12 protein-coding genes are annotated in these 13,754 nt (G+C 73.4%); 9 read left to right on the forward strand and 3 right to left on the reverse strand.

Annotated elements, in window-relative coordinates; translation table 11 throughout:
* Window positions 1–343: 343 nt before the first annotated feature.
* Complete coding sequence (locus tag G9H71_RS17945; protein WP_166284166.1) at window positions 344–1,441, reverse strand: DUF4365 domain-containing protein; 1,098 nt, start codon at window positions 1,439–1,441, stop codon at window positions 344–346.
* A 413-nt stretch (window positions 1,442–1,854) separates the two neighbouring features.
* On the opposite strand from G9H71_RS17945, the gene G9H71_RS17950 reads away from it, so the two are divergent.
* From G9H71_RS17950 to G9H71_RS17975, 6 genes are all read left to right on the forward strand, one after another.
* Window positions 1,855–2,664: an SDR family NAD(P)-dependent oxidoreductase gene (locus G9H71_RS17950; protein ID WP_166284167.1), complete on the forward strand. Its 810-nt coding sequence runs from the start codon at window positions 1,855–1,857 to the stop codon at window positions 2,662–2,664.
* Window positions 2,665–2,691: 27 nt separating this feature from the next.
* Window positions 2,692–3,396: a tRNA (guanosine(46)-N7)-methyltransferase TrmB gene (gene trmB, locus G9H71_RS17955; RefSeq protein WP_166284168.1), complete on the forward strand. Its 705-nt coding sequence runs from the start codon at window positions 2,692–2,694 to the stop codon at window positions 3,394–3,396.
* A 129-nt stretch (window positions 3,397–3,525) separates the two neighbouring features.
* On the forward strand, window positions 3,526–4,608 hold the full coding sequence (locus G9H71_RS17960; protein WP_166284169.1) for a hypothetical protein: 1,083 nt from the start codon (window positions 3,526–3,528) through the stop codon (window positions 4,606–4,608).
* 96 nt (window positions 4,609–4,704) lie between these two features.
* On the forward strand, window positions 4,705–4,935 hold the full coding sequence (locus tag G9H71_RS17965; protein ID WP_166284170.1) for an RNA polymerase subunit sigma-70: 231 nt from the start codon (window positions 4,705–4,707) through the stop codon (window positions 4,933–4,935).
* Between the two features lie 2 nt (window positions 4,936–4,937).
* Window positions 4,938–5,492: a Clp protease N-terminal domain-containing protein gene (locus G9H71_RS17970; RefSeq protein WP_166284171.1), complete on the forward strand. Its 555-nt coding sequence runs from the start codon at window positions 4,938–4,940 to the stop codon at window positions 5,490–5,492.
* Window positions 5,493–5,549: 57 nt separating this feature from the next.
* Window positions 5,550–6,785: a serine hydrolase domain-containing protein gene (locus tag G9H71_RS17975; RefSeq protein ID WP_166284172.1), complete on the forward strand. Its 1,236-nt coding sequence runs from the start codon at window positions 5,550–5,552 to the stop codon at window positions 6,783–6,785.
* A gap of 183 nt (window positions 6,786–6,968) precedes the next feature.
* Here the strand turns inward: G9H71_RS17975 and guaA are convergent, their stop codons facing one another.
* On the reverse strand, window positions 6,969–8,579 hold the full coding sequence (gene guaA, locus G9H71_RS17980) for a glutamine-hydrolyzing GMP synthase (protein WP_166284177.1): 1,611 nt from the start codon (window positions 8,577–8,579) through the stop codon (window positions 6,969–6,971).
* 113 nt (window positions 8,580–8,692) lie between these two features.
* On the opposite strand from guaA, the gene G9H71_RS17985 reads away from it, so the two are divergent.
* The gene (locus G9H71_RS17985) at window positions 8,693–11,683 is read left to right on the forward strand and encodes an AfsR/SARP family transcriptional regulator (protein WP_166284173.1); all 2,991 of its coding nucleotides are present in this window, start codon (window positions 8,693–8,695) and stop codon (window positions 11,681–11,683) included.
* The gene (locus G9H71_RS17990) at window positions 11,677–12,246 is read left to right on the forward strand and encodes a GNAT family N-acetyltransferase (protein WP_166284174.1); all 570 of its coding nucleotides are present in this window, start codon (window positions 11,677–11,679) and stop codon (window positions 12,244–12,246) included. Before G9H71_RS17985 ends, G9H71_RS17990 begins: the two co-directional genes overlap by 7 nt.
* 65 nt (window positions 12,247–12,311) lie before the next feature.
* On the opposite strand, the gene G9H71_RS17995 is transcribed toward G9H71_RS17990, so the two are convergent.
* Window positions 12,312–13,124 (reverse strand): MBL fold metallo-hydrolase, encoded by an 813-nt coding sequence (locus G9H71_RS17995; protein WP_166284175.1) that lies wholly within the window; start codon window positions 13,122–13,124, stop codon window positions 12,312–12,314.
* A gap of 284 nt (window positions 13,125–13,408) precedes the next feature.
* Between G9H71_RS17995 and G9H71_RS18000 the strand changes: the two genes are divergently transcribed.
* Window positions 13,409–13,754 (forward strand): hypothetical protein (locus G9H71_RS18000; RefSeq protein ID WP_166284176.1); only part of this gene is annotated, 346 nt, incomplete at its 3' end.

Genomic DNA, 13,754 nt, shown 5'->3' on the forward strand with positions numbered 1-13,754 from the left:
GGGGTTCCGCTGCCACGTCAGAGTCTGCCTCGACCGAATGCTGTCTTCGGCAAGAGCGGTCGCCGGCCGCGCTCCCTCGGCGGCATGTCAGGATGTTGCCTCTACAACTACGCACCTTCAGCCTCTACCTCCGGGCAACTGTCGCGGCGCCTACGGCTGAGTGTGTCAACTCGACTTGGCCCTAAGGGTAACGGGCTGGAACCCGCTTTGTCACTCTCATACGACAGGGTAACGATGTGAATCCCATCCGAAGTCTCAAGCACAAACATGCGCGGTTCTGTGAATTCTACAGCGCTCGGCGCCGTCTGCTGATGCAACGAGCCGCCCGCAACGGCCGGACTAGCTAGAGTGTGCCAGCCTGGAGCAAGAAGGAGGTCGAGTAGAAGTAGCGACTCTTGATGAGTAGTTCTGGCAACTGTCGGGCCACGTGATCGGCCAGGTCCCGAAGTTCGGATCCAGGAGCACCTCGGCCTCGCAGGCAGAGCACGAGCAGGATGACGGCCCTGTCCGCCGTATAGATGCCCACGCGCGGGTTGTCAATGAGAGATCTCAGTTCATCGATGCCACTCGGAGCTGACTGAAAGAGCCTTGTAATGAGACTCGCCGGATGGAAGGGCTGTCGTGAATCTTCGGGTGACCATACTTTCTCGATGATTACTTCTAACAGTCGCTCATCTTCCATCCATAGGTCCAGTACCCGACGCGCGACATCGTCTGCCAGCGCCGAGGTTACTCCTGGGGCGAGACCTGCGGCGAGCCCAACAGTCCTGACGGCAGAGCCGAGGAGTTCATCCGGCAGCCACTGCATTGTGCGCAGCAGCAGGGCGAAGGCGCGCGCGTCACTAGCGCTGGAGTAAAACCACACCGCCTGAAGCGCGTTCCTCTGCTTCTCGATGTCGTCGGACATCAGGTCTAGGAGATGCGTCGCTAGCTCTGACTGCTGAGCCTGAGAGTCACATACGCCCCAGAGGTGTTCCCAGTCTGCCTCATCAATCAACTCGCGGTCCATGGTCACACGCTTGAGCCGGGGTTCCGCGCGCAACTGGTTGCGGATGTCGCCCCAGAGGAAGTACCCATCTCCGTCACTAGCGCCTTCTCTATAGGCGAAGGCGAGAATTGGCGTAAGGCTCAACATCCAGAAGTCACGATGCTTCTCGTCTACCGAGAAGGAAGCTCTACGATCGCTGCTGAACCAGGAGTCGCCGGATTTCACTTGGGCTCCAACGGCCCTAGAGGTAACACCCTCCTTACCGTAGACGCGCGGCAAGTGGAAGGTGACATCGACTCCAAGGTCGATCTGCTCGGGGATGATCAGCGCAGTGAAAAATCTGCGTCCCAGTAGCGTCGCCAGCTCATTGACACCTGTATTCGCCAGTGACTTTGTGTACCTGGGGTAGCTTTCGCTGTCGGGTCTCCACAGGTAACCATCGAACATCCCCATCTACTCCGGCTGTCGTCGACTCTGAGATCATCGGCTTCGTTGAACCGCACGATGATAGACGGAATGCGGGGCACGCTCGTCCACCCCACCTCCGATACCGCGTAGGCACTCCACAGGGCTTGTACGACTTGAGTGCCATGCGTCAGCGGGAGTGCGCAGTCATACACGCCCCATCAAGCGAGTGATCCGCTCGCACTTCGGCATTTCCGTGCAAGCCAGCAGCCAGCGCGACGCGTGCCGAAGCGGCGCCTGCCACAGCTCCCGGCCAAGACCGCAGCCCCGCCCCGGCCTGGCCCGACTACCTCGACACGAGAGGCGCCGGAGCCAACGACGCACGCAGTGACCAACCCCGGGCCCTGCGCAGGATCCACTCACCCGCGAGTCCACTCCCCTCGGATGGGTACGTCCTGGACATGACCGACACCCCCGACGTTGCCCTGCGCCCCCTCGCCGTCGTGACCGGCGCCTCCAGCGGCATCGGCTTCGAGCTGGCTCGCCAGTTCGCCCAGAACGGCTTCGACGTGCTCGTCAACTCCGAGGACCCCGGGCTGGAGGAGGCCGCGCGCGAGCTCGGCGCCACCGGCGCCGGGGTCATGCTCTGCCAGGCCGACCTCAGCACGTACGAGGGCGTCGAGCGCCTCTACGCCCAGATCGTCGGCACAGGCCGGCCCGTGGAGGCTCTCGCGCTGAACGCCGGCATCGGAGCGGGCGGCGCGTTCGTCGACATCGACCTGGACAAGCACTTCGAGCTCATCGACCTCAACGTGCGCGGGACCGTCCACCTGGCCAAGCGCGTACTCACCGACATGGTCGCCCGCAACGGCGGCAAGGTGCTGTTCACGTCCTCCATCGCCTCGACGATGCCCGGCTCGTTCCAAGCGACCTACAACGCCTCGAAGTCCTTCATCCAGTCGCTGGCCGAGGCGCTGCAGAACGAGCTCAAGGACACCGAGGTCACCGTGACGAGCCTCATGCCCGGCCCGACCGAGACCAACTTCTTCCACCGCGCCGACATGGACGACACGATGGTCGGCACCAGCAAGAAGGACGACCCGGCGCAGGTCGCCGAGCAGGGCTTCAAGGCGCTGATGGCCGGCAAGAACCGGGCCGTCGGCGGCGGCGTGAAGACCAAGGTGCAGGAGCTCGGCGCGAAGGTGATGCCGGACGCGCTCAAGGCGCAGATGCACCGCGGCATGGCCGAGCCGGGCACCGGCAAGGACTGACGCCCGCGCGCTTCCTACGGTGGGCGGGTGCAGCCCGTCGCGCCCGCCCACCAGATCCGCTCGTTCAAGCCGCGCCGCGGCCGGATCACCCCCGGCCAGCAGCGCGCGCTCGACACGCTGGCCGCGGCGTACGTCCTGCCCGTCGGCAACGTCCCGCTGGACCCCGTCGCGGTCTACGGCCGGGCTGCCCCGCTCGTGCTCGAGATCGGCTTCGGCATGGGCGAGACGACGGCCGCGATGGCGGACGCGGACCGCGACCGGGACGTGCTCGCGGTCGACGTGCACACCCCGGGCGTCGGGGCCCTGCTCGCCGAGGTGTCGGCCCGCGGGCTCTCGAACGTACGCATCGTCTCCGGCGACGCCGTCGAGGTGCTGCGCCACATGGTCGCGCCCGGCGCGCTCGACGAGGTCCGTGTCTTCTTCCCCGACCCCTGGCCCAAGTCGCGCCACCACAAGCGCCGGCTGGTGGGCCCCGCCTTCGCCGCGCTCGTCGCCGCCCGGCTTCGCCCCGGCGGGCGGGTGCACTGCGCGACGGACTGGGCGCCGTACGCCCGGCAGATGCTCGCCGTCCTCTCGGCCGAGCCGGCGCTCGAGGTCGTGGGCGGGGGCTTCGCGCCCCGGCCCGAGTGGCGGCCGGTGACGCGGTTCGAGCAGCAGGGGATCGCCAAGGGGCACGAGGTGTTCGACGTGATCGCCGTACGCCGGAGTGCTCCCGCCGCGCAGCCTGAGTAGGAAGCCCAGAAGGTTGAGTAGGGGCTACCTGTCCCACGGAAGGCCTTGGCCGCTCCAGTACTCCGTCGGGGCGCTGGGCCTCGACCGCGGCGCTGCGCGCACCGCGACCCGTAGGCCTGGAGACAGCTCATGCGCACGTCCCGCTCGACCCTCCGCTCCCCCCGTCGTTCGCTGACGGCCGCCGCCGCGGCGGCTACCGCCGCACTTCTCGCCGGGACGGGGGCCGCGTCCGCCGACGTCCGGGGCGGCGAGCCCGTCCTTCCCGCCTGCACCCTCGTCCAGGTGACCGGCGCCGTGGCCGCCTCCCCCACGGTGGTGCAGGGCGGCGGGACGACGAACCTCGGCTGGCAGGTGACGGCGCCGGCGAGCTGCCCCGGCCTCACCATCACCTTGAACGGGGCCAGCGTCGCGAAGAGCGGCCAGAAGGAGTTCCACCCGCTGACGACCACGACCTACAACCTCACCGCCAAGCTCGGGGCGTCGTCGAAGCCGCTCGGCGCAACGACGGTCGCGGTGGACGGGCAGCACGAGGTCGACGTGAAGCTGAGCTCGTTCTCGGCCGCCCAGGCCGGCGAGGGCGCCTTCGGCGGCGGCGACGAGCCCTGGCTCATGGTGTTCCCGGTGTTCGTCGACGGGACGACCGTGGACGCGGCCGACCTGCCGGGCTCGTGGACGACCGTCTTCGGCACGCCGTACGCCCACGGCAACCTCGGCAACGTCAGCGTCGGCAGCGGGACCACGGTCGCGGTGCCGCAGGGGACGGGCACGTTCCTGGACAACGTCATGACGCCGGTACGCGCCCTCTCCCCGTCGCTCGGCCGGCAGGCCGCGGTCGCCGGCGTCGTCGTCGTCGCCCTCGAGCAGGACGGCAGCAGTGACGCGTCGGCCGGCGTGGCCCGCTCGATGGCGCAGGCCGGCATCAAGGCCAAGCTCGACGACCTCGTGGCCACCATGCCGGTGCCGGCCCCCGGCAACCTGGCGGCGTACCGGGCGGAGCTGAAGAGCCGCGTGCTCGACGCCGTCAGCAAGGACTCGCTCGTCGGCTCCGGCCTCTTTGCCGGCGTCAACGCCGACGACTACATCGGCGCGGGCTTCGCCTCCTCCTCGCTGGCCGAGCTCGAGGCGGCCGGGCCGGCAGGCCGCCAGATCGCGCTGAGCTTCCAGCAGCCAGGGACGTCCTACGCCGTCACCGGCACGATCAGCGCGAGCTGACCCCGGGCGGGCGCTCGACCGCATCGATCGATCTGACGCGAGGGCATCGTCAACCATTGTTGACAGCTGCCCTCGCGTCAACTTATGTTGACGTACATGAGCGAGACGACCGACCTGATCGGAGCAGGCACCAGCTCCGACCCCGCCGAGGGCCTGCGCGCCGTGGCGTCGCTGCGCCTGCTGGTGGAGCAGCTAGAGGCCCTCCAGGTCCATGCCGCCCGCGAGCAGGGCTGGTCGTGGCAGGACATCGCGGGGCTCCTCGGCGTCTCGAAGCAGGCCGTCCACAAGAAGCACGCCGGGCGCGCGCCGCTCGGGAAGGAGCGCTGACGATGTTCGAACGGTTCACCAAGGCCGCGCGCGCCGCGGTCGTGCAGGCCCAGGTCGAGGCCCGCCGGCTCGGCCACGACCGCATCGGCGACGAGCACCTGCTGCTCGGCGTCCTGGCCCAGCCGGGCAGCGTCGGTGCGGAGGTGCTGGGCGAGCTCGGCGTCGGGCTCGAGCCTGCTCGCGCGCAGGTGGCCCGGCTGCACGCCCCGGACGCCGCGGCCCTCGGCGCGCTCGGCATCGACCTGGAGGAGGTGCGCCGCAGGGCCGAAGCCGCGTTCGGCGAAGGCGCGCTCGAGCGACGCTGGAGCAGAGGCGGGATGTGGCGCCGTCGCGGCGGCCACATCCCGTTCACCAAGCCGGCCAAGTCTGCTCTCGAGCAGTCGCTGCGCCAGGCCCTGTCGCTGCGCCACAACTACATCGGCACCGAGCACCTGATGCTGGGGCTGCTGTCCGACGAGCGGGGGCAGGCGGCACGGGTCGCCCGGCAGCTCGGCCTGCAGGCCGACCAGCAGGAGCTGCGACGGCTCGTCGTCGAGAGGCTCGGGCGCGCGGCGTAGCGAGCACGCGACCGGGGCAACGGGAGTGTGACCGCCCCCGCGACGAGGAGCACTCCCGTGTCGAGAGTCGACGGCCTTCCCGCCCGCCACCGGCCCTTCTCCACCACTGTCGTGGTGGGCCTGCTGTCAGTGCTCGCCCTCGTGACCGCGACGGCCGCGCCACCGGCAGCCGCGTCGGACGCCCACCCGCGGGTCGAGCCGCGGGACGCCGTCCTGCAGGCCGCCCTCGAGGACGTCGTGGCCGCGGGTGCCAGCGGCGCGGTGGCCCTGGTCGACGACGGCACCCGCGCCTGGCAGCAGGCCACCGGCCTCGCCCGGCTCGACCCGGCGCAGGCGTGGCGGCGCGACGAGAAGCTGCGCATCGGCAGCGTCACCAAGACGTTCACCGCGACCCTCGTCCTCCAGCTCGTCGACGAGGGACGGCTGTCCCTGACGGACACCGTCGAGTCGTGGCTGCCCGGGCTCGTCCCCGGCGGGGACCACATCACGCTGCGCCAGCTGCTGCAGCACACGAGCGGCGTGTTCAACTACAGCGAGGACCCGGCCTTCCTCACCGCTTTCGGCAGCGACCCCGGCCGGGGCTTCGAGCCGCGCGAGCTCTTGGCGTACGCGGTCGCGCACCCGCCGCTCTTCCCGCCCGGGCAGGGGTGGTCGTACTCGAACACGAACTACGTGCTGCTCGGCCTCGTCCTCGAGCAGGCGTCGGGCGAGAGCCTGCGCAGCCTGCTGCGCGACCGCATCCTGAAGCCGGTGGGCCTCACGCACACCAAGCTCCCGGCCGACGAAGCGGTCCCGGGCAAGCACGCGGCGGGCTACCTGCCCCCCACGTTCACCGGGGCCCCGGGGCTGCTGGACGTCACGGCGACCAACCCGTCGTGGGCGTGGGCGGCGGGCGCGCTGCTGTCGACGACCACCGACGTCCGCGACTTCTACCGGGCACTGCTGTCCGGGGAGCTGCTCTCCCCCGCCTCGCTCGCGCTGATGAAGACGACGGTGCCGTTCGGCGAGGGCGCGGGCTACGGCCTCGGGCTGCTCTCGCTCGACACCCCGTGCGGCACCGTGTGGGGGCACGACGGCAGCGTGACGGGCTACTCGACCTACGCGCTGCACGACGAGACCGGCGAGCGCAACATGGTGCTCGCCGTCCCGACGACCCCTGACGAGGCGATCACGACGGCCCAGCTGCGGGCGCTGACGGTCGCGGTCTGCGCGATGTTCGGGCAGCGGCCGCCGGCCGGCGCTCCCGAGGGCGCTTCCGTCGGCACGGCCGCCTCGTCGAGCGCCGCCGGCTGACCTGCCCCTCTTGGCCGGAGCGTCCGGATCCGAGAGACGTGGGCACCGTGGTCCGCTACCGCGCCACGCTGACCGAGCCGGCCGGGACGACGTCGGTCATCGCGGGTCCGCACCGTCCGAGTGGGCGGCTGAGCGAAGCATGCGGTGCCTGCTGTCGTGGGGACGACAGCAGGCACCGCATGCTCACTCCCACTCGATGGTGCCCGGGGGCTTGCTCGTGATGTCGAGCGTGACGCGGTTGACCTCGCGCACCTCGTTGGTGATGCGGGTGGAGATGCGGGCCAGCACGTCGTAGGGCAGCCGCGACCAGTCCGCAGTCATGGCGTCCTCGGACGACACGGGCCGCAGCACGATCGGGTGGCCGTACGTCCGGCCGTCGCCCTGCACGCCCACCGAGCGCACGTCGGCGAGGAGCACGACGGGGCACTGCCAGATCTCGCGGTCGAGGCCGGCAGCGGACAGCTCTTCGCGGGCGATGGCGTCGGCCTCGCGCAGGACGGCGAGCCGGTCCTCGGTGACCTCGCCGATGATGCGGATGCCCAGGCCGGGGCCGGGGAACGGCTGGCGCCACACGATCGCCTCGGGCAGCCCGAGCTCGAGGCCGACCTTGCGCACCTCGTCCTTGAAGAGCGTGCGCAGCGGCTCGACGAGGGAGAACTGCAGGTCGTCGGGGAGGCCGCCCACGTTGTGGTGGGACTTGATGTTGGCGGTGCCGGTGCCGCCGCCGGACTCGACGACGTCGGGGTAGAGCGTGCCCTGGACGAGGAACTCCACCTCCTCGCCGTGGGCGCCCGCGTCGGCGACGACCTCGCGGGCCGCCTGCTCGAAGACGCGGATGAACTCGCGGCCGATCGCCTTGCGCTTGGCCTCCGGGTCGGTCAGCCCGGCGAGGGCCCCGAGGAAGCGCTCGCGCGCGTCGACGACCTTGAGCTTCACGCCGGTGGAGGCGACGAAGTCCTCCTCGACCTGACGGGCCTCGTCCTTGCGCAGCAGCCCATGGTCCACGAAGACGCAGGTCAGCTGGTCACCGACGGCGCGCTGCACCAGCGCGGCCGCCACCGCGGAGTCGACCCCGCCGGAGAGCCCGCAGACGACCCGCTTGTCCCCGACCTGCGCGCGGATCGTGGCGACCTGCTCCTCGACGATGTTGTCCGTCGTCCAGGTCGGCTCGCAGCCGGCGACCTCGAAGAGGAACCGCTCGAGCACGGCCTGGCCGTGGGCGCTGTGCAGCACCTCGGGGTGGAACTGCACGCCGGCCAGGCCCCGCGTGACGTCCTCGAACGCCGCGACCGGCGCGCCGGCCGACGCCGCCACGACCGCGAAGCCCTCCGGCGCCCGGGTCACGGAGTCCCCGTGCGACATCCACACCGACTGCTCCGAGGGCAGCCCTGCGAAGAGCCTCGACGTCTCGTCGGTGACCAGCAACGGAGTGCCGCCGAACTCCGAGCGGCCGGTCTTCTCGACCGTGCCGCCGAGCGCCTGCGCCATCGCCTGGAAGCCGTAGCAGATGCCGAACGCCGGCACCCCGGCCGTGAACAGCGCGGGGTCGACCGCGGGGGCGTTCTCCGCGTAGACGCTCGACGGGCCGCCGGACAGGATCACCGCCTTCGGCCGGCGGGCGAGGATCTCCGAGACCGCCGTGGTGTGCGGCACGATCTCGCTGTAGACCCTCGCCTCGCGCACCCGGCGGGCGATCAGCTGGGCGTACTGCGCCCCGAAGTCGACGACGAGGACCAGGTCCTGGCCGTGCTCGTCGGGGGTCGGGACGGACGGTGTCGCGGGGGACGTCTGCAGGTCGGCGGCCACCGGACAAGCGTAGGCCGTCCGACCGGATGGCCCGACGCGCGCGGCGCAGGCCTCGACAAACCGGGGGCGCAGGCGGCCGCAGATGATCTAGCCTGCCCCGGATGGGACCTTCGACGCGGCCTCGGATCGGCGTGCTCGGGCCGCTGGAGGCGCTCGTCGACGGCGTTCCCGTGGACCTCGGCGGCCCCCGACAACGGGCCGTGCTGGGCGTCCTCGCCGCCGCCCACGGCCAGGTCGTGCCTGCCGAGCGGCTGGTCGAGGAGGTCTGGGCCGGCAGCGCCCCGGCCAGCGCCCCGCAGACGCTGCAGGTGTTCGTCAGCAAGCTGCGCCGCGCCGTGGAGCCGGGCCGGCCGGCGCGCGCGCCCGCCACCGTGCTCGTCAGCGCGTCCCCCGGCTACCTGCTGGCGGCCGAGGCGGTGAGCGTCGACGCCGACGAGTTCGCCGCGCTGGCCGGCGAGGGAGCCCGGCTGCGGGAAGCAGGCCGAGCCGCAGAGGCCCGCGACGCGCTGACCCGGGCGCTCGCGCTGTGGCGGGGGCCGGCGTACGCGGACATCGCCGACCTGCCCGCGCTGCGCCAGGAGGCGAGCCGGCTGGAGGAGCTGCGCGTGGCCGCGCAGGAGGAGCTGCTCGCCGCCCGGCTCGACCTGCCCGGTGCGCAGGAGGCCGTCGGCGAGCTCGAAGGGCTCGTCGCCGCGCACCCCTGGCGCGAGCGCCCGCGCGAGCTGCTCGCGCTCGCGCTCTACCGCGCGGGGCGGCAGGCCGACGCGCTCGCCGCGCTGCGTGCGGCGCGCCGCCACCTCGCCGACGAGCTCGGCATCGACCCCGGCCCGGCGCTGCAGCGCCTGGAGGCGGCGGTCCTCGCCCAGGACCCGGCGCTCAGCCCCGCGGCGCCCGTCCCGGCGACCGGTCAGGGGCCGGCCGCTGCGCCCGTCCCCGCGCCTGCCCCCGCGGCCGGCCCTGCGCCTGTCTCTGCGCCCACCCCTGAGCACGAGCCGCGGCCGTCGTCGCGCCGGTCCCCGATCCCGGTCGCCTCGTCCTCGTTCGTGGGGCGCGAGCGCGAGCTGGCCCAGGTCGGCGACTGGCTGCGCCAGCACCGGCTCGTGACGCTCGTGGGCTCCGGCGGGGCGGGCAAGACGCGGCTGGCACTCGAGGCGGCGCAGCGCCACCCGGGGCCGGACGGCCCGTGGCTGGTGCTGCTCGCCGGCGTACGCGACCCCGAGCTCGTCCCGGCCGCCGTGGCCGACGCCCTCGGGGTGTCGGCCGGCGCGGGCACCACCCGTGCCGAGGCGGTGGTCGAGGCGCTGCGCGAACGCTCCGCCCTGGTCGTGCTGGACAACTGCGAGCACGTCCTGGACGCCGCCGCCGACCTCGTCACCGCCGTTCTCGACGCCGCGCCCAACGTGCGCGTGCTGGCGACCAGCCGGGAGCGGCTCGCCGTGCCCGGGGAGGCCCTGGTCGGCGTCGCGCCGCTGCCGGTCGAGCCCGCGCAGGCGGGCGCGCTCGCCCCCGCGGCCCGCCTGTTCGTGGACCGGGCGCGCGCGGTCATCGGCGAGTGGGAGCCGGACGCGGGAGAGCTGGACGCCGTACGCCGTATCTGCCTCGCCCTCGACGGCATCCCGCTCGCGCTGGAGCTGGCGGCCTCGCGCTGCGACGTCCTCTCCCCCGCCCAGGTCCTCGAGCACCTCGGCGACCGGTTCGACCTGCTCGAGGACGGCCGCCGGCGGCGCGGCGCGGCGAGCCCGGACCACCACCGCACGCTGGAGGCGGCGGTCGAGTGGAGCTACGCGATGCTCGGCCCCGACGAGCAGGCGGTCTTCCGGATGCTGTCCGTCTTCGACGGGGGCTTCGACCTCGACGCGGCGGCCGCGGTCACCGGGCGGCCCGTGCTGCGCCCGCTCACGGCGCTCGTGGCCAAGTCGATGGTCACCGTCGACACCTCGGCCAGCCCCCGCCGCTACGGCATGCTCGAGTCCCTGCGGGAGTACGCCGCCCGCGCACTCCCCGACGACGAGCGCGCCGCGCTCCGGGCCCGGCACGTCGCCTGGCTGGTCGACCTCGCCGAGCACGCGCTGCCCCGGCTGCGCACCGGCGACTCGGCGGTCTGGCTGCGCCGGCTGGCGGCCGAGCAGGCCAATGTCCGCGCGGCGCTCGGGCACGCGCTGGGCAGCGGTGACGCCGGGTCGGCCGTGCGGATCGCCGCGGCGCTGGGCTGGGCGTGGTACCGCACCGGCCCCGCGGACGAGGGGCGGGCGTGGCTCACCCGCGCGCTCGCGGCAGCACCGGACGCCCCCGGCCCCGTCCGCGTCCGCGGGCTGCTTGCCGTCGCGATGCTCGGCTACCTGGTGGGCGACATGGCCGGCGGGTCGGAGCGGCTGGGCGAGGCCATCGCCCTGGCCGACCCGGCGCGCGAGCCCGACATGTACGCGCTTGCCCGGGTCTACGCCGGGTACGTCCAGGCGCTGATGGGCGATCCCGACGGCGGTGCGGCCCTGGCCGACGAGGCCCGGCGGACGGCGCGCGAGGCCGGCTACCCCTGGGTCGAGGCCGAGGCGTACCAGACGCTGGGGCAGGTGGCCCGGCTGCGCGGGGACGCGCTGCGGGCGCAGGAGCTGCTCGACGAGGGCGCGCAGGTGGCCCTCGAGTGCGGGCACCTGTGGGCCGCGGCCTCGATCGGGTGGCTCGCGGCGAAGGCCGGGCTCGACCGGGGGCAGCCGCACGACACGCTGCGCCGGCTCGTCCCGATCCTGCGCGGCCTGCACGAGGAGCAGGACCGCACCTCCACCCTCGCGCTCGTGCACACCGTGGCGGGAGCGCTCGGCGCGTGCGGGCGGGGCGAGGACGGCGCCGTCCTGCTCGGGGCCGTTGCCGCGCGGGGCCGCGGGGTCGGCTACGTGCCGGAGCGGATGGACCCCGTGGACGGCGGGCGCGACATCGCGCTCGTCGAGGCGGCGCTGGCCGAGAGCGGCGTCGCCGAGCCCGCGCGCGCGGAGGCGACGGCCCGGGGCCGGGCGCTGGGCTGGGACGAGATGCTCGCGTACGCCCTCGACGCCGCCGCGCGCGAGCTCGCCTCCGCCGAGGCGGCGGCGTGCTGACCGGCGCGCGGGCGGTGCTGCGCGAGCTCCGCCGCGACGACGTGGCGCTGCGCCACGCGGCCGTCGCGGGCGACCCCGAGCTGCACGCGGTCACCGACGTCACGCCGTGGCGGCCCCAGCCGCTGGAGCGGGCGCTCGCGGCCTACGACAAGCAGCTCGCGGAGGAGCCGGACCGCAAGGTCGCGTGGTTCGCCGTCGCGCGCCGCGACGACCCCGAGCTCGCCTGCGTCGGCGACGCGGGGCTGTGGGGCATCGACGAGCACCAGCGCACCGCCCACCTCGGCATCACGGTCTTCCCCGCCGCCCGCGGGCAGGGGCTCGGCACCGACGTCGTGCGGCTGCTCTGCGCCTACGCCTTCCGCGACCGCGGGCTGCACCGGCTGCAGGCCGAGACGCTCGCCTCCAACACCGGCATGCGGCGTGCCGCGCTCGCCTCCGGGTTCACCGAGGAGGGCCGGCTGCGCGAGTCCGCCTACGTCCTCGGCGACCGGGTGGACGAGGTGCTGTTCGGGCTGCTGCGGGCCGAGTGGCTGGCGGCCGCGGGCGGCGGCTCGGCCGGCTGAGCGGGGCGGGCGCGCCAGGCTGAGCGGCGCGGGCGCGCCAGGCTGAGTTGCGCGGGCGCCGGGGTCTACGGTCCGGCCGCCCGAAGCACCGGGGCCGCGAACGGCGCGCCGTGCACTGCGGCCGCCTCCGCCACGAGCCGGCCGCGCAGCAACGGGCCGTGCGCCGGGACGACCAGCTCGGGGGCCTTGGGGCCGGGCCAGCCGGCGGCCAGCGCCGCCGCCTGGGCCGCGCCCGAGCCGGCGTGGCACGGGCTCGCCGCCGCGTACTCGCGCAGCGCCCCCGCCCAGTCCCACTCGGGCAGCTCGGCGGGGTCGAGCACGCGGGCCGGGACCGGTGCGGCGAACGCGTCGGCGGCCCAGAGCAGGCCGGCCTGCGGATCGGCCAGGCCGAGCACGTCCGGCCCCGCCTCGATCGGCAGCAGCGCGCGCCCGTGCACGGGCAGCGGCCGGCCGGGGGCCGCGGGGCGTACGCGACCGGTGAGCCCGGGATGCGCGGCGAGCAGCCGCGCCGCGACGGCCGGGGCCGCCACGACGAGCGCGAGCGGGCAGGCCGCGAGGACCTCCATCAGGGCGCCGGCGTGGCAGGAGTGGTCGGAGGTGAGGACGACCCAGCGCACGTCGCCTGGATCGACGACCGACCACGCGGCCTCGTCGCCCCCGTCCAGCGAGAGGGCTTCCGCCGAGGGAAGCCTTCCCACCGACAGGCGGGCTCCAGTAGAGGGGAGGCCGTCGGCCAAGGAGGGCCCGGTGTCGACGAGCACCGGCTCGGACCCGGTGAGCACGAGGGAGTTGAGCAGGGTCAGCTGCCCGCCCGCCGCGGGTACCCAGCGCGGCACCACCCAGGTGTCGAGCGCGATCCGCACCGCACCAGCAGCCATCGGGCTCCTCCAGGACGACGGCGCCGGCCCGGGCCGGGGTGGCCGGGACGACGGGCCGGCGGGTCGCGCCGGCCCGGCCAGCGTGGGCGCGGGTGCTTCCTGACCGCTTAACGGCGGCTTGTCGAGCCCCCGCGCGCTCCCGGCAGAAAAGATCAACAATCGAGCAATCCCGGGCTGACACGTATCAGCGCCATTAGTTGGCAGAAAGACGAACCAAAGGGGTAGCGGAAAGCGCTCTAGATGACTCAGGCTGTGAGCGGCAGAGTCCCCGTCCGGGATGGCAGATGACTAATCACTCCAGCGTCACCAGCTCCCGCTCTCGATCGTCGGACCTCTACGTCCCCCCGTGCGGCTGTCCGGACCTCGGCGCAGCCGTCGGCGGCCACCCCGTGGTCAGCCGCGTCCTGTCCCTCTCCCACCCCATCGGCGAGCGCACCTCCTGGCACGTGCGCGCCGAGCTGCTCGACGGCAACGGAGACGTCGTGCGGACCCGGCAGTGCCTCAGCGCTGCCGTCGCGGCGTCCGTCAGCGGCGACGTCGTCGTGCTCCACGCCGGCAGCATCCGTACGCCGTCGGCCTCGCTCGTCACGTTCCTGGTCGACGCGGCGCGCGCCGTGCGCAGCCATGGCG

This window comes from Motilibacter deserti (assembly GCF_011250635.1).
Classification (GTDB): Bacteria; Actinomycetota; Actinomycetes; order Motilibacterales; family Motilibacteraceae; genus Motilibacter_A; species Motilibacter_A deserti.